25 protein-coding genes are annotated in these 25,985 nt (G+C 54.3%); 8 read left to right on the top strand and 17 right to left on the bottom strand.

The window, feature by feature from the left end; all coding sequences use genetic code 11:
- Nucleotides 1-34 precede the first annotated feature (34 nt).
- A complete protein-coding gene (soxS, locus tag ACERJC_RS20365; RefSeq protein WP_042321117.1) occupies nt 35-358 on the top strand; it encodes a superoxide response transcriptional regulator SoxS in 324 nt (107 codons plus the stop codon).
- 2 nt (nt 359-360) lie between these two features.
- On the opposite strand, the gene pdeC is transcribed toward soxS, so the two are convergent.
- Complete coding sequence (pdeC, locus tag ACERJC_RS20360; RefSeq protein WP_373672368.1) at nt 361-1,947, bottom strand: cyclic di-3',5'-guanosine monophosphate phosphodiesterase PdeC; 1,587 nt, start codon at nt 1,945-1,947, stop codon at nt 361-363.
- 593 nt (nt 1,948-2,540) lie between these two features.
- On the opposite strand from pdeC, the gene ACERJC_RS20355 reads away from it, so the two are divergent.
- Entirely contained in the window at nt 2,541-2,822 is a 282-nt protein-coding gene (locus ACERJC_RS20355; RefSeq protein WP_042999048.1) for a YjcB family protein, read from the top strand.
- A 556-nt stretch (nt 2,823-3,378) separates the two neighbouring features.
- Nucleotides 3,379-6,087, top strand: coding sequence for a cation-transporting P-type ATPase (locus tag ACERJC_RS20350; RefSeq protein WP_373672419.1), 2,709 nt, complete (start codon nt 3,379-3,381; stop codon nt 6,085-6,087).
- 66 nt (nt 6,088-6,153) lie between these two features.
- Here the strand turns inward: ACERJC_RS20350 and ACERJC_RS20345 are convergent, their stop codons facing one another.
- Both ACERJC_RS20345 and ssb1 read right to left on the bottom strand, forming a co-directional pair.
- Complete coding sequence (locus ACERJC_RS20345; RefSeq protein WP_152401445.1) at nt 6,154-6,585, bottom strand: universal stress protein; 432 nt, start codon at nt 6,583-6,585, stop codon at nt 6,154-6,156.
- Nucleotides 6,586-6,833: 248 nt separating this feature from the next.
- Nucleotides 6,834-7,361, bottom strand: a complete 528-nt coding sequence (gene ssb1, locus ACERJC_RS20340; protein ID WP_046493925.1) for a single-stranded DNA-binding protein SSB1 — start codon at nt 7,359-7,361, stop codon at nt 6,834-6,836.
- A gap of 252 nt (nt 7,362-7,613) precedes the next feature.
- Between ssb1 and uvrA the strand changes: the two genes are divergently transcribed.
- Entirely contained in the window at nt 7,614-10,436 is a 2,823-nt protein-coding gene (gene uvrA / locus ACERJC_RS20335) for an excinuclease ABC subunit UvrA (RefSeq protein ID WP_152401443.1), read from the top strand.
- A 41-nt stretch (nt 10,437-10,477) separates the two neighbouring features.
- Here uvrA and ACERJC_RS20330 read toward each other — a convergent pair whose 3' ends face one another.
- From ACERJC_RS20330 to dnaB, 7 genes are all read right to left on the bottom strand, one after another.
- Complete coding sequence (locus ACERJC_RS20330; RefSeq protein WP_061075572.1) at nt 10,478-10,828, bottom strand: MmcQ/YjbR family DNA-binding protein; 351 nt, start codon at nt 10,826-10,828, stop codon at nt 10,478-10,480.
- 127 nt (nt 10,829-10,955) lie between these two features.
- Nucleotides 10,956-11,669: an acid phosphatase AphA gene (gene aphA / locus ACERJC_RS20325; RefSeq protein ID WP_152401441.1), complete on the bottom strand. Its 714-nt coding sequence runs from the start codon at nt 11,667-11,669 to the stop codon at nt 10,956-10,958.
- A gap of 233 nt (nt 11,670-11,902) precedes the next feature.
- Nucleotides 11,903-13,096, bottom strand: a complete 1,194-nt coding sequence (gene tyrB, locus ACERJC_RS20320; RefSeq protein WP_373672367.1) for an aromatic amino acid transaminase — start codon at nt 13,094-13,096, stop codon at nt 11,903-11,905.
- A gap of 74 nt (nt 13,097-13,170) precedes the next feature.
- On the bottom strand, nt 13,171-14,181 hold the full coding sequence (locus ACERJC_RS20315) for an AAA family ATPase (RefSeq protein WP_373672418.1): 1,011 nt from the start codon (nt 14,179-14,181) through the stop codon (nt 13,171-13,173).
- Nucleotides 14,178-14,735 carry a nicotinamide riboside transporter PnuC gene (pnuC, locus tag ACERJC_RS20310; protein WP_373672366.1) on the bottom strand — a complete coding sequence of 186 codons (558 nt, stop codon included), beginning with the start codon at nt 14,733-14,735 and terminating at the stop codon, nt 14,178-14,180. The genes ACERJC_RS20315 and pnuC overlap by 4 nt, the downstream gene beginning before the upstream one ends.
- A 22-nt stretch (nt 14,736-14,757) precedes the next feature.
- A complete protein-coding gene (gene alr, locus ACERJC_RS20305; RefSeq protein WP_152401436.1) occupies nt 14,758-15,837 on the bottom strand; it encodes an alanine racemase in 1,080 nt (359 codons plus the stop codon).
- A 149-nt stretch (nt 15,838-15,986) separates the two neighbouring features.
- A complete protein-coding gene (gene dnaB, locus ACERJC_RS20300; protein ID WP_042321088.1) occupies nt 15,987-17,402 on the bottom strand; it encodes a replicative DNA helicase in 1,416 nt (471 codons plus the stop codon).
- Nucleotides 17,403-17,466: 64 nt separating this feature from the next.
- Between dnaB and ACERJC_RS20295 the strand changes: the two genes are divergently transcribed.
- Nucleotides 17,467-18,450 (top strand): quinone oxidoreductase, encoded by a 984-nt coding sequence (locus ACERJC_RS20295; RefSeq protein ID WP_373672365.1) that lies wholly within the window; start codon nt 17,467-17,469, stop codon nt 18,448-18,450.
- 298 nt (nt 18,451-18,748) lie between these two features.
- Here ACERJC_RS20295 and pspG read toward each other — a convergent pair whose 3' ends face one another.
- Nucleotides 18,749-18,991: an envelope stress response protein PspG gene (gene pspG, locus ACERJC_RS20290; RefSeq protein ID WP_371895953.1), complete on the bottom strand. Its 243-nt coding sequence runs from the start codon at nt 18,989-18,991 to the stop codon at nt 18,749-18,751.
- 133 nt (nt 18,992-19,124) lie between these two features.
- Complete coding sequence (gene dusA, locus ACERJC_RS20285; RefSeq protein ID WP_373672364.1) at nt 19,125-20,120, bottom strand: tRNA dihydrouridine(20/20a) synthase DusA; 996 nt, start codon at nt 20,118-20,120, stop codon at nt 19,125-19,127.
- Nucleotides 20,121-20,265: 145 nt separating this feature from the next.
- On the opposite strand from dusA, the gene ACERJC_RS20280 reads away from it, so the two are divergent.
- Together ACERJC_RS20280 and ACERJC_RS20275 are read left to right on the top strand one after the other, a co-directional pair.
- On the top strand, nt 20,266-20,529 hold the full coding sequence (locus ACERJC_RS20280; RefSeq protein WP_373672363.1) for a type II toxin-antitoxin system HicA family toxin: 264 nt from the start codon (nt 20,266-20,268) through the stop codon (nt 20,527-20,529).
- Nucleotides 20,526-20,858: a type II toxin-antitoxin system HicB family antitoxin gene (locus tag ACERJC_RS20275; RefSeq protein ID WP_046493903.1), complete on the top strand. Its 333-nt coding sequence runs from the start codon at nt 20,526-20,528 to the stop codon at nt 20,856-20,858. Before ACERJC_RS20280 ends, ACERJC_RS20275 begins: the two co-directional genes overlap by 4 nt.
- 30 nt (nt 20,859-20,888) lie before the next feature.
- Here the strand turns inward: ACERJC_RS20275 and ACERJC_RS20270 are convergent, their stop codons facing one another.
- On the bottom strand, nt 20,889-22,103 hold the full coding sequence (locus ACERJC_RS20270) for a conjugal transfer protein TraF (RefSeq protein ID WP_373672417.1): 1,215 nt from the start codon (nt 22,101-22,103) through the stop codon (nt 20,889-20,891).
- Nucleotides 22,104-22,415: 312 nt separating this feature from the next.
- Here ACERJC_RS20270 and zur point away from each other — a divergent pair, with 312 nt between their 5' ends.
- Entirely contained in the window at nt 22,416-22,931 is a 516-nt protein-coding gene (gene zur, locus ACERJC_RS20265) for a zinc uptake transcriptional repressor Zur (protein WP_042321076.1), read from the top strand.
- 77 nt (nt 22,932-23,008) lie between these two features.
- Here the strand turns inward: zur and ACERJC_RS20260 are convergent, their stop codons facing one another.
- The 4 genes from ACERJC_RS20260 to ACERJC_RS20245 form a co-directional block, all read right to left on the bottom strand.
- The gene (locus tag ACERJC_RS20260) at nt 23,009-23,218 is read right to left on the bottom strand and encodes a CsbD family protein (RefSeq protein ID WP_042321477.1); all 210 of its coding nucleotides are present in this window, start codon (nt 23,216-23,218) and stop codon (nt 23,009-23,011) included.
- A gap of 130 nt (nt 23,219-23,348) precedes the next feature.
- Nucleotides 23,349-24,674, bottom strand: a complete 1,326-nt coding sequence (gene dinF, locus ACERJC_RS20255) for an MATE family efflux transporter DinF (RefSeq protein WP_373672362.1) — start codon at nt 24,672-24,674, stop codon at nt 23,349-23,351.
- An 84-nt stretch (nt 24,675-24,758) separates the two neighbouring features.
- Nucleotides 24,759-25,367: a transcriptional repressor LexA gene (lexA, locus tag ACERJC_RS20250; protein WP_042321072.1), complete on the bottom strand. Its 609-nt coding sequence runs from the start codon at nt 25,365-25,367 to the stop codon at nt 24,759-24,761.
- Between the two features lie 123 nt (nt 25,368-25,490).
- Nucleotides 25,491-25,859 carry a diacylglycerol kinase gene (locus ACERJC_RS20245; protein ID WP_152401427.1) on the bottom strand — a complete coding sequence of 123 codons (369 nt, stop codon included), beginning with the start codon at nt 25,857-25,859 and terminating at the stop codon, nt 25,491-25,493.
- Between the last annotated feature and the right edge of the window lie 126 nt (nt 25,860-25,985).

Genomic DNA, 25,985 nt, shown 5'->3' with positions numbered 1-25,985 from the left:
AAGACGAATCGAACACTGAGAAGGAGGCAGCAATATGTCCCATCAGCAAATTATTCAAACCCTTATTGAATGGATTGATGAACATATCGACCAACCGCTGAATATTGATGTGGTCGCAAAAAAATCAGGTTATTCAAAGTGGTATTTACAGAGGATGTTCCGCACGGTGATGCGCCAGACGCTGGGTGACTATATCCGTCAGCGCCGACTTCTGTTAGCCGCCGTTGAACTGCGCAACACCGAAAGACCGATATTCGATATTGCGATGGATTTAGGCTATGTGTCGCAGCAGACGTTTTCCCGCGTGTTTCGCCGGGAATTTGATCGCACCCCCAGCGACTACCGTCACCGCCTGTAGTGTTACTGTCCGCGCTGCATCAGGAGTGCGGGCGGTTGTTGCAACCAGTGAATGAAGTCCTGCGGCGGCAGCGCCTTCGCGAAGTGCCACCCCTGACAGTACTGCACCCCGCGTTTAAGTAACCAGCTCACCTGATCCGCCGTCTCCACGCCTTCCGCGATGGTTTTAAGACGCAGGCTTTGCGCCATCTCAATGATATGTTCCGCAATCAGATGGCTGGTACTGTTGGTGGTCAGCGTATCGATAAAGGACTTGTCGATCTTAAGAATATCGACGTTGAGTGAATAGAGGTTGTGCAGGTTAGAGTAGCCGGTGCCGAAATCATCAATCGCCACTTCATAGCCCGCCTGGCGAAATGCCTGGATCACCGGCGTGGTTTTCGGCACATCGATAAATCCTCGTTCAGTCACTTCCACTTTAATTTGTTGTGCAAGCACGGCGTGTTCGCGCGCTTTATCCGCAATCATGGCAATCAGTCGCGAAGAGTGGAAATCCGACGCGGAAAGGTTGATAGAGATATACAACTGCGGGTTGGCAGCCAGAAATGTCCCCATATCGCTGAACACTTCTTCCACCACATAGTCGGTTATCTGCGCGATCATCCCCTCTTTTTCCGCCAGCGGGATGAACTCGGCCGGACTCATGACCTGACCCTTGCAGCCCGGCCAGCGCAGCAGCGCTTCCGCCCCCACGCATTTCTCATTTTTGATATCAATGATCGGCTGATAGTGCAGGCAGAGCTGGCGTTGCTTAAGCGCGCGCTGGAGCATACGACGGGGGGAGTAGTATTGCCGACGCGCCCGCGACCAGAACATTAACAACAGAATGCTACTGATGACCGCCAGCGGAAGGGTGATCAGCAACTGCTGATACAGGTTCTGATAAAACCGCTGCATCGAGGTCGACACAATCACGGCAATGGGCCGTTTATCCGAGTGGGCGATGGTATAAAAGTGACCGTCCTGCTGAAAGACAGATTGATTACGCTGGACCAGTGGCAACAGTTGTGCCACCCAGGCCTGTTCGCTGACGGAGAAAAAGGTATTGGTCACGGTGTCATATACCCCCCAGGCCATTTCGGGGTCTTCGGACATCACTTCACTATATGACAGCGGGTTGATCACCGCGACATAGTTTCCGCGTTGCATATACGTCATTTTATAACCGGTAAAAAAAGGCGTATCGCGAAAGTAATAAATGGAGATATTAGGTTTTCGTTTATAGTCTGCCGTCGGCATAATATAGGGCTCTGACGGTGCCATTACCGTAGAGCATAAAAAACGATCGCCCTGTGCATAAATTAACTCGTTGATATACAGGCGCCCACGGATAATATTCAACATCCGTTGTTGATGCGCCGGTGTACACGCCTGCCCCTGGTACTGTTCAGCGGCATCACGCGCTAAATCAGCCTGTAAAACAACCAGTTCTGTTTTATCTAAAGCCAAATGGGCAAAGGTGCTCAGTTGCCTACTGGTTTGAGAGGTGGCTCGCAACTGGGCAAACCATAGCGCCAGCATCACGGGGAGCAAAACCACCATGATTATCCCGAGGAACCTCAGCATCTTGCGTCGCGCCCGATGATTCATTTAAGCCCTATATCCCTGCATTTTATGTGCCTTTATCATCAAGGCAGGATGCTAAATCACACAGGTGATTACGTTGCATGAATCTATCGATATTAGCAACAGACTTTTATTAGCAAAAGTCTGATATTGCAGGATGGTGATAATATTCGACCGTAAAGCAAACCTACAGTGACGATTAATTTTATTAAGGGTAATCCATTCTCCGAAAGGGGTAGTTTTTTATGAAAGTTTTGTCGGTTCATACACAAAATGAAATTAAGTTAAATTTCCCTGTATGCTTATTTAGGACAAAACAGAAAGGGTAGAATAAATACATCTTTTTACATCGCCTCCCTCCAGTTACGCCACGATCAAAACGTGTTCATTATCGCCCAATAACCCTTTTTAAAATGCGGTTAAAAAGCAAACAAAAAAAGGCGTACAGGCTGGCGAACGAATGACTAAAAGTGATATAGTTCACAAATATTCTGAAACAGAAACAACGTTTCATTCGGTATTGATGTGAATGCCCGTCGATAGCCAGGAGTGTGCCACGCTTCCCGTGAAAACGCCGCGCTGTCCAGGGCACCTGCTACTCTCAGAGGAAATGTTTCATGGCTACCCTAACCACTGGCGTGGTTCTTCTCCGCTGGCAACTGCTGAGCGCTGTGCTCATGTTTTTAGCCAGCACGTTAAATATTCGTTTTCGTCGCTCAGATTACATTGGTCTGGCTGTGATCAGCAGTGGACTCGGGGTTGTCGCCGCCTGCTGGTTTGCGACGGGGTTACTCGGCATCACCCTGATGGATCTCTCCGCCATCTGGAACAACATTGAATCCGTGATGGTCGAAGTGATGAGTCAGACCCCGCCGGAATGGCCGATGGTCTTGACCTGATTTCACCTGAGCCTCCCTGACGGAGGCTTTTTTATTGTTTCCAGAAAATCCCGACCTATCTCTTGTGAGACAAATTCGTCCCGTCTCGATTTCAGCAAGTCCGCGTCTATTATGCGTTCATCTGGCGCGGTCGGTTTACTCAACAGACCGCGGCTTAAAATATATTTTCCGCTCTGTGTTCGTTTCCCTATTGTCATTATTATTCAGGATTTAAAAGTTATGTAAGGAAGACTGTTTTTATTATTCTCACCCCAGATATTTTACAAAGGCATAGGTTGAAATACCGCTAATGGCCGCCACAACAATTGCAAAAACAATCAATAAAATCAATTTCTTAGCATTATAAATTCCAAACATAAAACCTCCTTTCCTAAATTTACATATCCATTTAACCCCATGACCCGCATGGGAAAATATCATCTTCATTCAAAGATAAAATAATATTTACAGAAACGCCATTGATTAATGTCAAATATCTGCAGGCATTATTCAAATAGTATGCCTGTGTTTCAAAATATTTAAATTTAATACTTCGAGGAATTTTACTTTGACCAGAATGCCGAACAGCAATCGTCTCCATTCTGCGCCATGCGCTGGAAAAAAGCCGTACCAGCTGACCGTTGAGGAGGTTCTGAAAAATCAACAGAGCCAACCTTCCGGGCTGACTCATGATGAGGCCAGCGCACGTCTTGCCAGGGATGGTCTTAACGCACTGCCTGAAAAAGCCGGCAAACCCGCCTGGCTACGCTTTCTGGCCCATTTTCACGATGTCCTGATCTACGTCCTGATTGCCGCAGCGGCACTCACCGCCGTAATGGGGCACTGGGTGGATACTGCCGTCATCCTCGGCGTCGCAGTGATCAACGCCCTGATAGGTCACATTCAGGAAAACAACGCGGAAAAATCACTAAAAAGTATCCGCAATATGCTCTCCGCTTCTGCTGTAGTGGTACGAAACGGGCAACATGAGACGGTCGCGACCACCGATCTGGTCGTTGGCGATATCGTGGTGCTGCGCGCGGGCGACCGCATCCCCGCCGATCTTCGCGTCATGGAAGCCCATAACCTGCGGGTTGAAGAGGCTATCCTGACCGGCGAATCTACCGTTGTGGATAAAACGGCAGACGCGCTGGCTGGCGAGTTGCCGCTGGGCGATCGCAAAAACCTGCTGTTCTCTGGCACAACGATTAGCGCCGGTGCCGGGCTTGGCGTGGTGATCGCCACCGGGGAAGCGACGGAACTGGGCCATATCAACCAGATGATGACCGGGATCGAGAAGCACCGCACGCCGCTACTGGTGCAGATGGATAAGCTCGGCAAAGCGATTTTCTCCCTCATTCTCGCCATGATGGCCGGTCTGTTTATCTTCAGCCTGTTGCTACGCGATATGCCAATGAGCGAGCTGCTGCTTTCGTTAATCAGCCTTGCTGTCGCGGCCGTTCCGGAAGGTTTACCGGCGATTATCTCGATCATCCTGTCGCTGGGTGTGCAGACCATGGCCCGCAAACGCGCGATCATCCGCAAACTGCCTACCGTTGAAACGCTGGGGGCCATGTCGGTGATCTGTTCCGATAAGACTGGCACCCTGACCATGAACGAGATGACGGTCAAAGCCATCATCACGGCGGATAAAAATTACCGCGTGCAGGGCAACAGCTACGAGCCAACGGGCGAGATCCACGTCGAGGAAGATGACGCGCTGGTAGAGATTGCGCCAGGCAGCCTGCTTGAAAACTATCTGCGCACGATTGACCTGTGTAACGACAGCCAGCTGATTCGCGATGATCAGGGTCCCTGGGGGATTACCGGCGGCCCCACGGAGGGGGCGCTGAAAGTGCTGGCCGCCAAAGCCATGCTACCTGCCGTCGAGTGCGAACTGCGCAGTAAAATTCCGTTCGATTCCCAGTACAAATACATGGCGACGCACTATCGCATCGGCAACGACGAGCGCGTGCTGGTGACCGGAGCGCCGGATGTGCTGTTTAAACTCTGCCAGTTGCAGCAAACCGCGAACGGTACGGAAGCCTTTACCCAGCCGCACTGGGAGGCCGAAATTGCCCGCTATGCCAAAGAAGGTCTGCGGATGGTGGCCGCCGCCTGGAAACCCGCGCGTGCCGATGCCAGTACGCTGACTCATGACTGTCTGAACGAGGGGCTCATTTTCCTCGGCATCGCCGGGATGATGGATCCGCCGCGCCCGGAAGCCATTGCGGCGATCGGCGCCTGCCAGCAGGCCGGGATCCGCGTCAAAATGATCACTGGCGATCACCCGCAAACCGCCATGAGCATCGGCGGCATGTTGGGTATCCATAACAGCTGCCACGCGGTGACGGGCTATGAGCTCGAGCAGATGGATGATGCTGAACTCGCCGAAGCGGCTGTCACCTACGATATCTTTGCCCGTACCAGCCCGGAACATAAATTGCGTCTGGTAAAAGCCCTGCAAGAGAAAGGCGAGATCGTCGGCATGACCGGCGATGGCGTGAACGATGCCCCGGCGCTGAAGCAGGCCGACGTGGGGATCGCGATGGGTATTAAAGGCACCGAAGTGACGAAAGAAGCCGCCGACATGGTGCTGACGGACGATAACTTCGCGACCATCGCCAGCGCGGTACAGGAAGGGCGACGCGTCTACGACAACCTGAAGAAAACCATTCTGTTTATCATGCCCACTAACCTGGCGCAGGGTCTGCTGATCGTCGTCGCGCTACTGGCTGGCAATTTGATCCCCCTGACCCCGGTACTGATCTTGTGGATGAACATGGCGACCTCTGCCACGCTGTCATTCGGTCTGGCGTTTGAAGCCGGTGAGCGCAACATCATGCGCCGCCCACCGCGTCAGAGTAACGAGAACGTGATGGATGGATTTGCCATCTGGCGCGTCGGTTTTGTCGGCACGCTGATTGCCGCCTGTGCCTTCACGCTGGAAGCCTGGCTGCAGCCGCGCGGTCACAGCCCGGAATTCATCCGTACGGTCCTGTTGCAAACGCTGGTGACGGCGCAGTGGGTATACATGCTTAACTGCCGCGTCTCCGATGGCTTCTCTCTGGGTCGTGGACTGTTGATGAATAAAGGCATCTGGCTGGTCAGCGGTATTCTGTTGCTGCTGCAGTTGGCGATTATCTATGTGCCGTTCCTGCAAATGCTGTTTGGTACCGAAGCCCTGCCGCTGCGCTACTGGGGAATTACCTTTGCCATCGGCATCGCGCTATTCTTCATTGTTGAGATTGAGAAACCGCTCACCCGCAAATTCCGCCGGAAATAACCGGCGGTATCCGGCAATAAAAAGGCCTTCCATATTGGGAGGCCTTTTTTCAAATGCGATAACGGATTAACGCACAACCATTACCGGTACTTTTGCGTAACGTAAAATATTGGCGGCTGCCGAGCCCAGCAGATGGGTGGCAATCCCCGGCTTGCGCGAGCCGATAATAATCATTTCGGCGTTATGTGCGATTACCGCGTTATTCACTTCATCACGAATATTGCCATGACGGACTTCAAAGCGAATCCTCTCCAGCGGCGTTTTGAATTTTCTCGCCAGGGCGAGCATTTTCTCCTGCGCATCGTTGGTCATGTACTCTTCGTATTTTTTGATATCCGAAGCAAAACCGCGAATCGGCGACGTGTGCAGCTTGGGGAAAACGTGCAGGAGATGCAGAACACCCTCTTCTCTATTGAGCATGTGATCGGCCCAGGCAATCGCTTTGTCAGAAAGGTCCATCGCCAGAATATCAACCGGCATTAAAATGGCTTTGTTCATTCTAATTTCCTTATGTTCGCTGACAGGCTGATCGTGTTTCCCTGAAAAGCCCGGCAAGGTTCAGTCTTAATGGGTGAAAGTTGCGAACGCAGGATAACCGATAATCCCACCTACGATTTGATCACAGGCAATTTAATTATCTTATTGAAAAGTATGTAGGTTTATTTACTTTGCGGGAGATAAACTGACAAAAAACCCCGTTTTCACGGGGTCTTATAACGGTACTGAGAATTCGACATGAATAATGATCAGAACGGGATATCGTCGTCGAAATCCATCGGCGGTTCATTGGATGGTGCTGCTGGCGCAGACTGCTGCTGCGGACGAGACTGCGCGCCGCCGCTGAACTGGTTACCGCCCTGTGGCTGCTGAGGCTGACCCCAACTGCCCTGTTGCTGCTGACCACCCGCCGGGGCGCCACCACCCTGACGGCCACCCAGCATTTGCATGGTGCCGCCAACGTTCACCACCACTTCCGTGGTGTATTTCTCAACACCGGACTGATCGGTCCATTTGCGGGTACGCAACTGACCTTCAATGTAGACCTGAGAACCTTTACGCAGATATTCGCTGGCCACTTCCGCCAGTTTGCCGAACAGCACAACGCGGTGCCATTCCGTCTGCTCTTTCATCTCGCCGGTCTGCTTGTCACGCCAGGATTCGGAAGTAGCCAGCGTGATGTTGGCGACAGCGCCACCATTCGGCATGTAGCGTACTTCCGGGTCCTGGCCCAGATTACCCACGAGAATAACCTTATTTACGCCTCTGCTGGCCATGATCGAGTCTCCTGAAAACGTTTCTTAATAAGTGTAAACGCGCGATTGTAGCATTACCAATAGCGATTTTACTACGTTGCGACGCGGATTCCGCGAAACAACTTCAGCCGGGTATTGTTACACAAGACTCTGTGTTTTGCATTCCAATACTGTATATCCATTCAGGTTTTATTGTGTCATAATTAACCGTTTGTGATCGCCGGTGGCACCCTGCTGCCCCGGGCAAAAAAGCGTTTAATCCGGGAAAGGTGAATGGATAAGATCGAAGTTCGGGGCGCCCGCACCCATAATCTCAAAAACATCAACCTCGTCATCCCCCGCGACAAACTGATTGTCGTGACCGGGCTTTCGGGGTCAGGCAAATCCTCGCTCGCTTTCGACACCTTGTATGCCGAAGGGCAGCGTCGTTACGTTGAATCCCTTTCTGCCTATGCGCGTCAGTTTCTGTCGCTAATGGAAAAGCCGGATGTCGATCATATTGAGGGGCTGTCGCCCGCTATCTCAATTGAACAGAAGTCGACGTCTCATAACCCGCGCTCCACGGTCGGTACTATTACCGAGATCCACGACTACCTGCGTCTGCTATTTGCTCGCGTTGGCGAACCGCGCTGTCCGGATCATGATGTCCCGCTGGCGGCGCAGACCGTCAGTCAAATGGTGGATAATGTCCTGTCACAACCGGAAGGCAAGCGCCTGATGCTGCTGGCGCCGGTCATTAAAGAGCGTAAGGGCGAGCACACCAAAACGCTGGAAAACCTGGCAAGCCAGGGTTATATCCGCGCCCGCATTGATGGCGAAGTGTGTGACCTCTCCGATCCGCCCAAGCTGGAACTGCAGAAGAAACACACCATCGAGGTAGTGATCGATCGTTTCAAAGTGCGTGACGATCTCAGTACCCGTCTGGCGGAATCGTTTGAAACCGCGCTGGAACTTTCCGGCGGGACGGCGGTAGTTGCCGATATGGACGACGAAAAAGCAGAAGAACTGCTCTTTTCCGCCAACTTCGCCTGCCCAATTTGTGGCTACAGCATGCGCGAACTGGAACCGCGCCTGTTCTCCTTTAACAACCCGGCGGGTGCCTGTCCAACCTGCGACGGCCTCGGTGTACAGCAGTATTTCGACCCCGATCGCGTGATCCAGAACCCTGAGCTGTCACTGGCAGGCGGAGCCATCCGCGGCTGGGATCGTCGGAACTTCTATTATTTCCAGATGCTGAAATCGCTGGCAGAGCACTATAAGTTCGACGTTGAAGCCCCGTGGGCCAGCCTGAATGCGAACGTGCACAAGGTGGTGCTGTACGGCTCCGGTAAAGACAATATTGAATTTAAGTATATGAACGATCGTGGCGACACCTCCGTGCGCCGCCATCCGTTTGAAGGCGTGCTGCACAACATGGAACGCCGCTATAAAGAGACGGAATCCAGTGCGGTACGTGAAGAGCTAGCCAAGTTCATCAGCAACCGCCCGTGCGCCAGCTGTGAAGGAACCCGTCTGCGTCGCGAAGCGCGCCACGTCTTCGTTGAGAATACGCCGCTGCCGACCATCTCCGACATGAGCATCGGCCACGCGATGGACTTCTTCAACAATCTCAAACTCGCAGGCCAGCGGGCAAAGATTGCAGAGAAAATCCTCAAAGAGATTGGCGATCGCCTCAAGTTCCTGGTCAACGTCGGCCTTAACTATCTGACGCTGTCGCGCTCCGCAGAAACGCTCTCCGGCGGCGAAGCCCAACGTATTCGTCTGGCAAGCCAGATTGGTGCCGGGCTGGTCGGCGTAATGTATGTGCTGGATGAACCGTCCATCGGTCTTCACCAGCGCGATAACGAACGTCTGCTGGGGACGCTGATCCACCTGCGTAATCTTGGCAATACCGTGATTGTGGTGGAGCACGATGAAGATGCAATTCGCGCCGCCGACCACGTGATTGATATCGGTCCGGGAGCCGGCGTCCACGGTGGCGAAGTGGTTGCCGAAGGTCCGCTGGAAGCCATTATGGCGGTACCGGAATCACTGACCGGCCAGTACATGAGCGGCAAGCGCAAGATTGAAGTGCCGAAACAGCGCGTGCCAGCGAATCCGGAAAAAGTGCTGAAACTGACCGGCGCACGCGGCAACAACCTGAAAGACGTGACGCTGACCCTGCCCGTGGGGCTGTTCACCTGCATCACCGGCGTGTCGGGTTCCGGTAAATCGACCTTGATCAACGATACGCTGTTCCCGATTGCTCAGCGCCAGTTGAACGGCGCAACGATCGCCGAACCGGCGCCGTACCGCGACGTGCAGGGGCTGGAGCATTTCGACAAGGTTATCGACATCGACCAGAGCCCGATTGGGCGGACACCGCGTTCCAACCCGGCGACCTATACCGGGGTCTTTACGCCGGTGCGCGAACTGTTTGCCGGGGTACCGGAGTCGCGCTCGCGCGGCTATACGCCAGGGCGTTTCAGCTTTAACGTTCGCGGTGGGCGTTGCGAAGCCTGTCAGGGCGATGGCGTGATTAAAGTCGAGATGCACTTCCTGCCGGATATTTACGTGCCGTGCGACCAGTGCAAAGGCAAACGCTATAACCGCGAAACGCTGGAGATTAAGTACAAGGGTAAAACCATCCACGAAGTGCTGGATATGACTATCGAAGAAGCCCGCGAGTTCTTTGATGCCGTCCCGGCGCTGGCGCGTAAGCTGCAAACCCTGATGGACGTAGGGCTGACCTACATTCGTCTTGGCCAGTCGGCGACGACGCTTTCCGGTGGCGAAGCGCAGCGCGTGAAGTTAGCGCGCGAACTGTCGAAACGCGGTACCGGTCAGACGCTCTATATTCTGGATGAACCGACTACCGGTCTGCACTTTGCTGATATTCAGCAGTTGCTGGACGTGCTCCATCAGTTACGCGATCAGGGCAACACTATCGTGGTGATTGAGCACAACCTGGACGTCATCAAAACGGCGGACTGGATAGTCGACCTTGGACCGGAGGGCGGTAGCGGCGGTGGGGAAATCCTCGTTTCCGGTACCCCTGAGACCGTGGCGGAATGTGAAACATCGCATACTGCCCGCTTCCTCAAACCGATGCTGTAAAACGCAAAACGCCGTTCATGTGAAGATGTGAACGGCGTTGTTCATTGCAACTGTTTGCGTTTCTCTTCCGGTAGCGTATTAACCGCCTGTTGGTACGACGCATCCACCAGATAATAGATTTGTGAATCTGGCAACGAGCCGTCGAGGTAGACGGTGCTCCAGTGCGCCTTATTGAGATGTCGGCTCGGACGCACATCGCTGTGCTGCTGACGTAATAGTTCTGCCAGTTCGGGGCTGGTTTTCAGAGATACCGCCGGGCGATCTTCCACCTCTTTCACCATGGCAAAGAGCACATCTTCAACTTTGATTTGTGTGGCTTTCCAGTCACTGTGCACACTCTGCTCCGCGCCGATTTTCGCCATGCAGTATTGCAGTAACTCCGAATTGGTCATCGTTATTCCCCTTGCAAGCGTGATGCTCCACTGAAATGTCATCTAATCAGTGTGCAGCAAGACTGCAAAAGGTAAAAGCTGACAGATCAATTTTGTTTAAAAAAACAGCAAATGCCCTCCCCGCTTTTTAATACTCCGAGTTTACGATCACCTCTTCGCCATACCCGCCAGCCTGCGGCAGCGGTTTGTAAGTCGAGTTTGAGGCGCGCAGGATTCGTATCCCACGAATGCCCGCATCGCGCGCGGCGGTAATGTCGTTGTCCGAATCGCCATAGAACATGCGGATATTTTTATCCTGCAACCACTGCGTTTTGGTGTTCTGACCGGGCTTATCTCCGGCGAAAATCACCGGATTCATATTTGTCGCCGGAATGTGGAAGTTATCGGCCAGCGTTTTCGACACGGTTTCGGTTTTTGTTGGCGAACGTCCGGTAATAAAAAAGATGCTGTCGCCGCGACGGACGTGCATATCGATCAGCAGACGGGCGACCTCTTTTGGAATACTGAACTCATCCCAGCCGTTGTTCATTTTCTCCCAGAATGCCGGGGTTTTCAGATACGCTTCGCTGTCAGGGGACCAGGTTTTCTTACCGCGCCAGAAGCCGGGGCTGGAAAACAGCACGGTGTCATCAATGTCGAAACCAACGACCATCGGCGGACGACCAGCGAGGCTGTTTTCGATCTGCGCCACGGAAACCCAGTGAATGGGGGCTTGTTCCGCGAGTTTCGCAACGTTAGTACCTGGATTGAGCGGAGAAGGAGAAGAGGCCAGCGCGCTGGCGGAATGGTTTAATGTGAATAACAAGCAGATGGCGCTCAGCGCCAGTGTGAGCCTTCGCATATTTTTCCCTGTTAAGTCATTTAGTTATCATTTTATTAGACCAATTGTTCAAAAAACCCTCTGACCATAACCCCGGCGGCAGGTGAAAGGAAGGATTTTCTGCGGTTTTGTCCCGGAAAAGGAGGAGGATCACATAAGTATGGAAGAGACCATTGCCAGACCGGATAAGGCGATTCGTCGTCATCCGGCAGTGGCGTTTTGCCGGATGACGCTGCGCTTATCTGGCCAGGCAATTACATGACGGCGGCAAAAGCCTTCGCCACGCGCTGCACATTCGCCACGTTCAGACCAGCCACGCACATGCGTCCGCTGGCGATCAGATAGACACCAAACTCGTCACGCAGACGATCGACCTGAGCCGCGCTCAGCCCGGTGTAGCTGAACATACCGCGCTGTTGTAGCAGATAGTCGAAATTACGTCCCGGAATCGTAGCGGTTAGCACGTTCACCAGTTCCTGACGCATGGCCAGAATACGGGTTCGCATCGCCTCCACTTCCGCCAGCCAGTTGGCTTTCAGCGCTTCATCGCCGAGTACCGTCGCGACCACCTGTGCGCCAAAGTTCGGCGGACTGGAGTAGTTACGGCGGACGGTCGCCTTCAGTTGCCCCAGCACGCGACCTGCGGTAGTTGCATCTTCACAGACAACAGAAAGCCCACCGACGCGCTCGCCGTACAGAGAGAAGATTTTCGAGAACGAGTTGCTGACCAGCGCTGGCAGTCCGGCGCTGGCAATCGCGCGGATAGCATAGGCATCATCGTCCATACCAGCACCAAAGCCCTGATAAGCAATGTCGAGGAACGGGATCAGATCGCCCGCTTTCAGGATCTCAATAACCGCATCCCACTGCGCAGGCGTTAAATCTGCACCGGTCGGGTTGTGACAGCAAGGATGCAGCAGGACGATACTGCGCGCAGGCAGGGTTTTCAGGGTCGCTAACAGATCGTTGAAACGCACGCCGTTGGTGGCATTGTCGTACCAGGGATACGTGCTGACGTTAAATCCCGCCCCTTCAAAAATGGCGATGTGGTTTTCCCACGTCGGGTCGCTGACCCACACGCCGGAATCCGGGAAATAGCGCTTCAGGAAATCGGCCCCCACTTTCAGCGCGCCAGAGCCGCCCAATGTCTGGATCGTCGCCACTCGCTGCTGCCGGAGAACCGGATGGTCAACCCCAAACAGCAATGGCGCGATAGTATGACGATAGGTATTTAACCCTTCCATCGGCAGATACAGCGAGGCACCGTGCGGTTGCGCGTTAAGACGCGCTTCGGCTTCCTCCACGGCCTTCAACTGCGGGATAATCCCGTCTTCGTTGTAATACAGGCCGATACTCAGATTCACTTTGTCACTACGCGGGTCTTCTTTGAACCGCTCCATGAGCGACAGAATCGGGTCGCCAGCGTAGGCGTCAACTTTTTGAAACACGCGATGGTTCTCCAGGTTTACAGGCAGGGGTTAAGACACAATAAACCGGATGCAAGGGAAGATCGAGAGGATGTTTACCTGAGTGTCGCCAGATGCTGGCGAATTTGCGCGATACGCGCAGACAACGAACCGTAAACCCGCAGGAAAGGGATCCCTCGGTGCACCAGTTCCACTTCATACCAGGCCTGCTGCCGGGCACGGAACTCAGCCCCCTGGCGGGTGCCATCCTGCACAAAGGGAAACTCATCGCCGCACAGCACCACCAGCGCGTAATGCCGCTGTGCTAAATCATGCAGTTCCTGGGGGGCGTCACCGTACTGGTCAAGTATGTAAAACAACGTGGTTAAGGGCGAAGTATCGCAAACCAGCAGCGGACTTGCACAGGCGGCCTCCTCTCGACGCACCTGTTCACGGGCGATATGCAGCAGATCCTCACGCGCCAGTACGCCGCGCTTTTCCTCCCAGTATTCGCGACCAAATTCCGCGACATAATCCGCGTTCAGCGCCTCGGCTAATGCCCTTGCGAGCGTACTTTTTCCGGTCGACTCGCCGCCCAGCAGGCAAATGCGAAATACAAAGCTGCGATAAACCTCATCGGCAAGCATGGCGCGGTAACGATGGACGTCCGATCGGATCAAGGTACCGGAAGGAGCATCAGGTCCGCGTGGACGCTGTAACCGCACATGTTCCACAACGTGTCCAAAACGCTGACTCAGCACGCGAGCGAATCCATCGCCATACGCTTCTGCGGTGAAGACCGCCTGTGGCTGGCATTGCAGAACCGCGTCACAGAGCGTCGCGACATAGTGACGGTGGAGATCGGCAGCAGCCTCATTATGCGGCGGCGGTTCAAGATTCAGGTCGGCCAACCGCTCAGGAGATAGCACCAGATGCTGGCACTGCGGGAAACGCGAGCGCAACCAGCAAAGGCGTTTTTCCGGCTCACAGCCCGACATTTCGGGTACGGAGTAACTGATGATTAAAACCTGCTCACACTGCGCCAGCGCAGTGTTGATCAGCACTTCATGGCCCGCGTGTAAGGGCGAGAACTTACCGACCACCAGCCCGCAGGAGAACGGTTTCACTGCGCTCGAAGCTCCCTGCGCCACTGATACAGTCCGTGCCAGGCGTTAAACCAGAACACCAGATATAACCCGGCGGTCAGACTGAGCCCACGCGTTGCGTATAAGGGCACTGCCAGCGTATTCACGGCCAGCCAGACATACCAGTTTTCTATCCGCCGCCCCATCAGCATAAACTGCGCCAGCACGCTGAAGGTCAGGATCAGCGAATCCAGCCAGGGTGCCCAGGCATTGGTGAAGGTATGCAATAAAAGGCCATAACCGACCGCTACTACAGCGGCGCAGGCTAACAGCATGAAGAAATGTCCGGTGTGGGTACGACGAATGGGAAGGACATCGCCGTGGTGCCCCTTCAGCCAGTGCAGCCACCCGGTGATGCTGGTGATGATAAAAAAGATCTGCAACGTGACGTCGGCATACAGTTGTACAGACCAGAAAACCCAGCCATACAGCACACTGCCGATAATGCCAATCCACCACGTATGAACGCTGTTTCTTGCGGCCAGCCAGACGGAGAGTGCGTAAGCCAGACAAGCGGCGATTTCAGAGGGTGTCATTGTCCATCCCTGGAATAATACGTTAGTCGACGTACTTCATCGCCACCCGTGAGGTCAGGCGGGTGATCAGTTCGTAAGCACTAACTTTAGTCATTGCCGCAATACGCTCAACCGGGAGGCCCTCTCCCCATAAAATCACCGGGTCACCGGCCTGGTCAGTCGCCTGCGGCCCAAGATCAACGCAAATCATGTCCATCGCCACGCGGCCCACAATCGGCACTTCGCGGCCATTCACCAACACCGGCGTACCGGATGGCGCTGCGCGCGGGTAACCATCGCCATAGCCCATCGCCACGACGCCAAGGCGTGTATCACGTTCACTGATCCACGTTCCGCCATAGCCTACCGGTTCACCCGCTTTATGCTCGCGCACGGCGATCAGGCTGGAGGTCAGCGACATCACCGGCTGACAGCCGAAATCCGCTCCCGTGGACTGGTTTTCCAGCGGCGACACGCCGTAGAGAATAATGCCCGGTCGCACCCAGTCAAAATGTGACTGCGGCCAGAGTAAAATCCCGCCGGACGCGGCAATTGAGCGTTGACCCGCTTTGCCTTCACAAAAGGTATTGAACACATCAAGCTGCCGTTCAGTCGCACCGCATTCCGGCTCATCCGCACGGGCAAAATGGCTGACGACATTCACCGGTTGGCGCACGTTTTTACATTGCGTCAGGCGCTGCCAGAAGGCGTCCGCCTCTTCGGGAAGGACACCCAGGCGATGCATGCCGGTGTCGAGTTTCATCCACACGGTTACCGGTTCATCCAGTTCGGCGGCTTCCAGCGCGGCCAGTTGTTCCTGGTTATGGACAGCCGTATGCAGGCGCTGCGCGGAAATGGTGGGCAAATCGGCCGCCTCAAAAAAGCCTTCCAGCAGCAGGATGGGCTGCGTGATCCCACCCGCTCGCAGACGCAGCGCTTCTTCGAGACGCGCCACGCCAAAGGCGTCAGCATCGGGGAGCGTTCGCGCGGTCTCTAACAGACCGTGTCCGTAAGCGTTCGCTTTCACGACCGCAACCAGCTTACTGGCGGGTGCCAGCTCACGCAGACGTTGCAGGTTGTGTCGCAGAGCGCGGCGGTTAATCACTACAGTTGCCGCTTGCATTTGTATTCCTTCATTAAAAAAAGAATTTCCAAAACCATTCGCGTTGCAGGAAGGCGACAAGCCCGCGAATCCCCGGGAGCTTAGTTAACTAAGTGACTGGGGTGAGCGAGCGCAGTCAACGCACCTGCGGCGTGAAGGGTGAAGGAAATTTATTCGTCGTCATATTGAGGGCCCGCATAGTTATCAAAGCGCGACCATTGTCCATTAAAGGTCAGTCGCACCGTCCCGATGGGGCCGTTACGCTGCTTACCAATGATGATTTCCGCAATACCTTTCAGATCGCTGTTCTCGTGATAAACCTCATCGCGGTAAATGAACATGATCAAGTCGGCATCCTGTTCGATGGAGCCGGATTCACGCAGGTCGGAGTTGACCGGACGCTTATCGGCACGTTGTTCCAGCGAGCGGTTAAGCTGCGACAGCGCCACGACCGGCACATGCAGTTCTTTCGCCAGCGCTTTCAGCGAGCGGGAAATTTCAGCAATCTCCAGCGTACGGTTGTCGGACAGCGACGGCACACGCATCAACTGCAGGTAGTCGATCATAATCAGCCCTATGCCGCCGTGTTCGCGGGCGATACGGCGCGCGCGGGAGCGCACTTCCGTTGGCGTCAGACCGGAGGAATCATCGATATAGATGTTACGTTTTTCCAGCAGAATACCCATTGTGCCGGAAATCCGCGCCCAGTCCTCATCGTCCAGTTGTCCGGTACGAATACGGGTCTGATCCACGCGGGACAGCGATGCCAGAGAACGCATCATAATCTGCTCAGAGGGCATCTCGAGGCTGAAGATAAGAACCGGTTTATCCTGCAACATCGCCGCGTTTTCGACGAGGTTCATCGCAAATGTGGTTTTACCCATCGACGGACGTGCCGCAACGATAATCAGATCTGACGGCTGCAGGCCAGCGGTCTTTTTGTTGAGATCGTCATAGCCGGTGTTAACGCCCGTCACCCCGTCGTGCGGCTGCTGGAACAGTTGCTCGATACGCGCGACGGTTGCGTCGAGCACATCGGCAATGTTTTTTGGGCCTTCGTCTTTATTGGCGCGGCTTTCCGCGATTTTAAAGACGCGGGACTCGGCGAGATCGAGCAAGTCTTCACTGGTGCGCCCCTGCGGATCAAAACCCGCATCGGCAATTTCATGGGCAACGGCGATCATGTCGCGCACTACCGCGCGTTCGCGCACGATATCCGCATACGCGCTGATGTTCGCCGCACTTGGCGTATTTTTGGAGAGTTCAGCCAGATAAGCAAAACCGCCGACGCTGTCCAGTTGCCCTTGTCGCTCCAGCGATTCCGCGAGCGTAATCAGGTCAATCGGACTGCCGGTTTCCTGCAACCGTCCCATCTCGGTGAAGATGTGACGATGTGGACGGGTATAAAAATCTTCCGCCACCACGCGCTCGGCGACATCGTCCCAGCGCTCGTTATCCAGCATTAAACCGCCCAACACCGACTGTTCCGCTTCAATCGAGTGCGGCGGTACTTTCAGTCCGGCAACCTGTGGGTCGCGGTCACGGACATCAGTCTGTTGTTTGTTGAAGGGTTTATTTCCTGCCATAGTGAATGGAGTTACCGAGATAAAAGTGAGTTGAAGCTAATCTTCCGATGATACTGGAGAAATCATGGCAACACGAATTGAATTTCACAAGCATGGCGGCCCTGACGTGCTTCAGGCCGTGGACTTTCCCCCCTCCGATCCGGCGGCGAACGAAATCCAGGTCGAAAACAAAGCGATCGGCATTAACTTTATCGATACCTATATTCGCAGCGGGCTCTATCCGCCTCCCGCGCTGCCCAGCGGTTTAGGGACCGAAGCGGCTGGTGTCGTCGTCAAAGTCGGCAGCGGCGTCAGCCATATTAACGTGGGCGATCGCGTGGTGTATGCGCAGTCCGCGCTCGGCGCCTACAGTTCGGTCCACAACGTACCGGCTGATAAGGCTGCTATCCTGCCTGATGCCATCTCCTATGAGCAGGCTGCTGCCTCTTTCCTGAAGGGACTGACCGTTTTTTATCTGCTGCGCAAAACTTACGAAATCAAGCCCGACGAACCGTTCCTGTTCCACGCGGCCGCTGGCGGCGTCGGGCTGATTGCCTGCCAGTGGGCAAAAGCACTCGGCGCGAAACTGATTGGCACCGTCGGCAGCGCGCAGAAGGCGCAGCGGGCGCTGGATGCCGGCGCATGGCAGGTGATTAACTATCGCGAAGAGAACATTGTCGAGCGGGTAAAAGAGATAACCGGCGGTAAAAAAGTCCGCGTGGTCTATGACTCCGTCGGCAAGGATACCTGGGAAGCCTCGCTGGACTGTCTGCAACGTCGTGGACTGATGGTCAGTTTTGGCAACGCATCGGGGCCAGTGACTGGCGTGAACCTGGGGATTCTGAATCAGAAAGGTTCCCTGTACGCCACGCGCCCTTCTCTTCAGGGTTACATCACCAACGCGGAAGAACTGACCGAAGCCAGCAACGAACTGTTTTCGCTGATCGCCAGCGGTGTGATCAAAGTGGATGTGGCAGACAGTCAGAAATATCCGTTGAAAGAGGCGCGGCGAGCACATGAAGTGCTGGAGAGTCGGGCGACGCAGGGTTCCAGTTTGCTGATTCCTTAACTGCCTGGCTCCCCTGAATCATTCACGTTGCAGGAAGGCAGCAATGGAACGAATCCTCAGGAGCTTACTGAAATCAGTGACTGGGGTGAGTGACAGCAGCCAACACACCTGCAGATTTAATTATGACGGGGAGAAAGAAATTGGGCTTCCCATTGGGAAGCCCTTTCTTTTTTTGTTCGGCTGTATGTAGGGTACAGCTCGATGAATCTGTTAGACGCGCAATACTGACAGATTTGACGATCAATTCCTATTTGGTTATGACGCCAAAATTACAGGTTGTGACGCATCCCTCACATCTTTAGTAACGCCAACGGTTATTGCGCTGATATTGTGGGACTTTCGGCGGCTTAATCGCCTTGATCACCCACACTACGGCAACAGCCAGCAGTAGCCACGGCAGCAGTTTGATCATCAGTGCAAACATGCCGCCAAGGAACATCACGAACGCGGCGACAACCAGCGCAGCCAGAATGCCCAACAGCGAGACGCCGGTGATCATCAGCATGATAAAGAAGCCAAGCACAAAAAGTAGTTCCAGCATGATGCTCTCCCATAATGAATTCCTGCACAATCCATTACAAAAATCATGCCAAAGTTAATTTGTTGATTTATCAACAAAACGCCCCGCAAATTTTTGCAGGGCGTGGTGAAATTGACTAACTTTTAGTGAAAATCTACCGCTTATCGGCAACCCGCTTTAGCGCATGCTCCAGCACATTGATATCGGCACCGGCTTTATGGGCGTTTTCGCTCAGGTAACGACGCCACTGGCGCGCTCCAGGGATCCCCTGAAACAGCCCCAGCATATGGCGCGTAATGTGGCCGAGATACGTCCCCTGGCTCAGTTCGCGCTCGATATAGGGATACATGGCCCGCACCACCGCCACCGGATCGGCATCAGCGGTCGGGGAGCCAAAGATTTCGCGGTCGACAGAGGCCAGAATACCCGGGTTCTGATAAGCCTCGCGGCCAACCATCACGCCGTCCATATGTTCGAGATGCGCCTTCGCCTCATCCAGCGACTTAATGCCGCCGTTGATGGACATCGTCAGTTGCGGGAAGTCGCGTTTCAGTTGATAAACGCGCGGATAATCCAGCGGCGGGATCTCACGGTTTTCTTTCGGACTTAACCCGGAAAGCCAGGCTTTGCGGGCGTGGATGATGAACATCTCGCACTCACCGCGACCGGACACTGTACTGATGAAATCACAGAGAAATTCATAGCTGTCCTGCTCATCAATACCAATGCGGGTTTTCACCGTCACCGGAATCGACACCACGTCGCGCATCGCCTTTACGCAATCTGCCACCAGTTGCGCATTGCCCATCAGACAGGCGCCAAACATGCCGTTCTGCACGCGATCGGAAGGACAGCCGACATTGAGGTTAATCTCATCATAGCCGCGCGCCTCAGCCAGCTTCGCACAGTGCGCCAGCGCTGCCGGATCGCTGCCACCCAGTTGTAGCGCGACCGGATGCTCTTCTTCGCTGTACGCCAGGTAATCCCCTTTGCCATGAATAATTGCCCCCGTCGTTACCATCTCGGTGTAGAGCAGCGTCTGGCGAGACAACAAGCGCAGGAAATAGCGACAGTGCCTGTCCGTCCAGTCGAGCATGGGCGCGATGGAAAAACGGTGGGCCGGAAAGACGGATTGTAATTCTGGTGACATGGTGATTTTTTGAGCATCCGGTGAATTGGGGGCGCTACTATAGCACAGGCAGGAAAGGGATACGATTCACCTTGGTGTGCTATCAAAAAATGATATCATCAAATTGTCCTGGCGGGCATTATACTCACAAGGAAACGGCATTGATATGACATCACTAAGCGCCAGACACCAAAAAACATTACAGCAGATTTTCTCACTACCAACGCCTGCGGCGCTGGAATGGCGAAAAATTGAGGCGCTGTTTGTTGCCTTAGGTGCAAAGGTCTCAGAGGGGAACGGATCCCGTGTCAGATGTGAAATCAATCAGGTTGTGGCCTCTTTTCATCGCCCACATCCTGAAAAGGAAGCCAACGTTTATCAGGTCAAGGATGCTATGGCCTTTCTTATCGCAGTAGGAGTGATCCCATGAACACCATGACTTATAAAGGCTATGCCGCCAAAATTGATTACAGTGACGAAGATTTGTGCTTCGTCGGGCATGTTGCCGGTATACGTGATGTGATTGGTTTCCATGCCGACAACGTTTCCGATCTTCGCAATGCCTTCGAAGAAGCGGTCGATGATTACCTTTCTTACTGTGCTGAACAAGGCAGAGAACCTCTGCGCCCGGCTAGTGGAAAGATCAGTCTGCGTATTTCTCCGGAGGTGCATTCGGCGATTAACATCGCCGCCGAAGTCTCCGGGAAAAGTGTAAATCAATGGATTAACGATACGTTGACTAAAGCAGCTCATGGCTGAAAGACGGGGCATACTGCCCCGCCATCCTCATCAGAACGTCACGCTAACCTGCGCGCCTGCGCCCCAGGTTTCGTCCTCGCCGTACAGCCCCATCAAATCAAGATGGACGCGATTGAACGGGGCAAACCCGACACCGCCGGTGAAGACATTGCTGTCATTGTCCTTCACGTCAGCACGATAACCGGCACGGACGGCCAACCAGTCGAGCGGTCGGACTTCAGCACCGACGCCAACATACTGTGAGTTTTCCTCGCTTTTGAAGCCTTTAGTTTCGGTTAAATCACCGTCTGCGCTCAGCGTCAGCAGATCGTTCTGCCACGCCACACCGGCGGTGACCAACGGTCGAATCTGGTAAGTATCGCGGACGCCAGCCACCTCTTTTGTGTCGATATCGCGAGAGAACAGGTTTTGCCCGCTCAGGCCAACCGTCCAGTGTTCGCCAAAGTCCGCGGCCAGGCCCGCATCAACGTTAAAACCGGTATCATCATTGCGATAGCGACTGCTGTTGATGTCGTCGCTATTGAAATCGTAAATCGAGACCGTGTAGTTGTAGAGCCAGGTTTTTTGCAGTTTCGGCGTCACGCCAACCGAAACCGGTACGCCGCCCAGGTCGAACTGCCGAGCCACTGCGACACCGTAATCAGAGACAATGGCGGCGCGGCCAAACCCTTTTGACTTCAGGTTCTCAGGATCCACCGCCAGGATGCTGGAAGGCACCGCTTCAACGCCGCGCAGCGTGTCGATGTCGCCCTGATCAATAGACGAACTCACACGGGCGCGGGCGTTGGCTTTCGCCACAAAGGCCACGGCTAACACATCGTTCGGAATGCTGACCGCAAGCCCGCCCCCGGCTTTCGCACTGGCCGTTTTCCCTTTCAGGGATTCCAGTTGGTCAGCCAGATCGCCCGCGGCATTAGACACCTGCCGGTAGCCTGCGCTGCCGGGAACAAAGAGATCGAGGGGGTTGATATTGTCCAGGGAGCGGCGGTAGTTATTCACGTCGTCGGTGACATCATCAATCTTATCGCGCAGATTATCCTTGTCGGAAATCTGTCCACCGATAGCCGGGAAGATCACCGTAATGTCATCATCCGGCTGTGACTTCGCCAATAATGCCGGGTTGATGAGTACGCCGCTGCCATAATTTGCTGACGCCACGCCCGTGCCGCCCATCGCGTCATTACGCGCTTCTGTCCAGGAATTCGCGGCACTCGCGGTTTGAGACGCCAACAGCGAGCCCGTCATCGCCACCACCAAAATATTCAAATTTTTATTCACAGTAAGCCCATTTTATTCGCAGGTGAAAATCGTCTCTGCCAGTATCAACCGGACAAAGCTGGAGCATTGCTGTGATTAACAAGGAAAAAGTTGCCTGTTTTGCCCCGTCCTTTTATCGCCGGGGCGTTTATTTTTGTGACATGCCTCAATATATATAGAAGAGTTTGTAAATCAGGGAAAGATTAGCGGGCGATTTATCGCTCTGGTCTGGAACTCGGCGTTTCTCCCATAACATGATAAAGTGAGGGTTTTCTTACTCCATGCGATCCGAGGTGCCCAATGGAAAAGACCACAACGCAAGAGTTGCTGGCGCAAGCTGAAAAACTGTGCGCGCAACGCAATGTGCGCCTGACCCCACAGCGCCTCGAAGTGTTGCGTCTGATGAGCCTGCAGGAAGGCGCGATTAGCGCTTACGATCTGCTCGACCTGCTGCGTGAATCCGAACCGCAGGCCAAGCCGCCAACGGTCTATCGCGCCCTCGATTTTCTGCTTGAACAAGGGTTTGTGCATAAAGTCGAATCCACCAACAGCTACGTGTTGTGCTACCTGTTCGATCAGCCGACCCATACTTCCGCCATGTTTATCTGTGACCGCTGCGGCGCGGTGAAGGAAGAGTGTGCGGAAGGCGTGGAAGACATTATGCATACGCTGGCAGCGAAGATGGGATTTGCCCTGCGCCACAATGTCATTGAAGCACACGGATTATGTTCAGCCTGCGTGGAAGTAGAAGCCTGTCGTCATCCTGGCGAGTGCCAGCACGACCATTCGATTCAGGTTAAAAAGAAGCCCCGTTAAGGGCGTGGGCGGCACGCGATGCCGCCCGAAGCAAACAGAGGGGTGTACATCCTTGTACTCACGGGTAAGAGGGGGGATTACCAGCGATAGTCGTTGCGTTTTTCCCAGCTATCGACCTCTTTCTCCGCCTGGTCTTTCGCGTAACCATAACGTTCCTGGATTTTACCCACCAGCTGATCACGCTTACCTTCAATGACCGTCATATCGTCATCGGTCAGTTTGCCCCACTGCTCTTTCACTTTACCTTTGAACTGTTTCCAGTTACCGCCGACTTCGTCTTTATTCATCATAACGTCCTCTTTATTAGGCTGTGAATAGTGAGAGTAAACCGCCCAACTGCGTTCGTTTTCTGCTGGACGTGAGATTAAGTGTAGTCATAGATTCTGGGTTAAATTCACTATTCAGAATCTTTAACCATTACGAGACAGCAAACCAGGTTCCGTTTCGCCAGTGACGCCGCCAGATCCAGGCTAATGACAGCCCACGCAGCGCCAGAAATACCGCCAACGCCAGCCATAAACCGTGATTACCCAACACGGGTAGCGCGAATAGCGTCAGCGCAAACCCGGCGGCGGCCACCGCCATGCTGTTGCGCATTTCAGCCGCCCGCGTTGCGCCGATAAACATGCCATCCAGCAGATAGCACCAGACGCCGACCAGAGGCAAAATCGCCTGCCAGAGCAGGTAGCGATCGGCCAGTTGTTGGATTTGCGGTAGTGATGTCAGCAGCGCAACGATCGGTTCGCCGGCGAGTAAATAAACCAGTGAAAACAGCAGCGCGACGATACCAGACTGACGGCACGCGGCACGCCAGACTTCCAGTAACTGACTGCCGTCGCGGGCACCATAGGCCTGACCGGAATGCGCCTCCACGGCGTAAGCAAAGCCATCCAGCGCATAGGCCGTAAACGTCAGCAGCGTCATCAATACGGCGTTAACGGCGATGATATCGCTGCCCAGTCTGGCCCCCAGCACGGTGATAGCGCCAAAGCAGAGTTGCAGCAGCAGTGAACGCAGCATGATGTCGCGATTGAGCGCCAGAAGACGACGAATGTTTCCCCGCCAGGCCTGTTTGAGCATAACGAGGGAGACGCCACGCAGGTGCAACACCTTGCGCACCATCAGCAAACCGATCAGCAGCGTCGCATATTCCGCGATCACCGTCGCCAGCGCGGCCCCTTGCACGTTCATGTGCAACCCCATCACCAGCCAGAGGTCGAGCACAATATTCAGGATATTGCCGACAATCAGCAGGATCACCGGCGCACGCGCGTACTGTACGCCCAGTAACCAACCGAGCAGTACCAAATTCGCCAGCGATGCCGGGGCGCTCAGCCAGCGAATGGCCAGAAACCGTCTTGCCTGTTCCAGCACCGCTTCGCTACCACCCACAATGTGCAGCGCCAGATCGATAATCGGTGTACGAAAGAGCGCAATCACTGCCCCTGCGCCCAACGCCAGGATCAGCGGTTGCACCAGAGCCCGCGCCAGCGCCTGAGGATTCTTCGCACCGAACGCCTGCGCCGTCAACCCGGTCGTGCTCATGCGTAAAAAGAGCAGGAGCATGAACAGAAAACTGGTTGCCGTCGCCCCCACCGCCACCCCGCCGAGATACACGGGGCTGTCCAGGTGACCAATGACCGCCGTATCCACCAGTCCCAACAGCGGAACGGTGATATTGGAGAAAATCATCGGTAAGGCGAGACGCCAGAGCGCTTTGTCAGCAGAAGCAAAAAACGGCATGGAGCGAGCCTGAGAAGAGGTTATAACGAGAGTGGTGAGAGTGCCGGATGGCGGCGTAAACGCCTCATCCGGCCTACAGGAATACTACAGCCATTCACCGTTACGGATGACGCCAACGGCCAATCCTTCGATGGTGAAATTCTGTTCGCGAAGGTCAACCAGGATAGGTTTAAATTCGCTGTTTTCAGGCAGCAACTCAACTTTGTTGCCCTGTTTTTTCAAGCGTTTGACCGTCACTTCGTCGTCGATACGCGCCACAACCACCTGGCCATTACGCACATCCTGGGTTTTGTGTACCGCCAACAAATCGCCATCCATAATGCCGATATCTTTCATCGACATTCCGCTGACGCGCAGCAGGAAATCGGCATTCGGCTTAAACAAAGACGGATCCACCTGATAATGGCCTTCAATGTGCTGCTGCGCCAGCAAGGGTTCGCCCGCCGCAACACGACCGATGAGTGGTAAACCCTCTTCTTCTTCCTGCAGCAGTCGAATGCCGCGAGAAGCGCCGGAGACGATTTCAATTGCTCCTTTACGCGCCAGCGCTTTCAGGTGTTCTTCAGCCGCGTTTGGGGAACGGAACCCCAAACGCTGTGCGATCTCTGCACGCGTCGGTGGCATACCTGTCTGGCTGATGTGATCCCGAATGAGATCAAACACCTCTTGTTGCCTGGCCGTTAACGCTTTCATTCCGCCCCCTGGGTGTATATACAGTTATGCTGTGAGTATATACAGCTAAAGGTGATTTTGGAACCACAAACTGCACATTCAACAGCAGATTTAACTTGTTATGGAATCAGGGTCGAAAAAACCTTAGCGAAAATGTGTCCACAGCAGGATGCCCCAGGTGATCAGCGCCACAATGATAGAGAGCAGCACCGCCGCCGAGCCCATATCTTTTGCGCGACCAGAGAGTTCGTGATAGTCAGAACCAATACGGTCCACCACGGCCTCGATGGCGCTGTTCAGGATTTCAACAATCATGACCAGCATGACGGAGCCAATCAACAGCACGCGCGTAATGGCATCCACATCCAGCCAACAGGCGATAGCCACGGCCAGCAAAACCGCCACGCTCTCCTGACGGAACGCGGCCTCGTTAATCCACGCGGCGCGAAAACCTTTCCAGGAATAGCCTGCGGCTTTGATAATTCGGGTGAATCCAGTGGTATTATTAGCCATTAAAAGAACCTTTTTGCATTATTGGCGTCAATGACATTGTCTTGTTAACTCATGTGATTCGAGTTAAGGCAACGCGGCGCGAAGTATGACGGGATACACCAGAAATTCACATGACTTTCTGATATC

It is taken from the genome of Citrobacter telavivensis, assembly GCF_041807075.1.
Lineage (GTDB): Bacteria > Pseudomonadota > Gammaproteobacteria > Enterobacterales > Enterobacteriaceae > Citrobacter_A > Citrobacter_A telavivensis.
The sequence above is the reverse complement of the archived record's forward strand: the minus strand, read 5'-3'. Positions and strand labels throughout refer to the sequence as shown.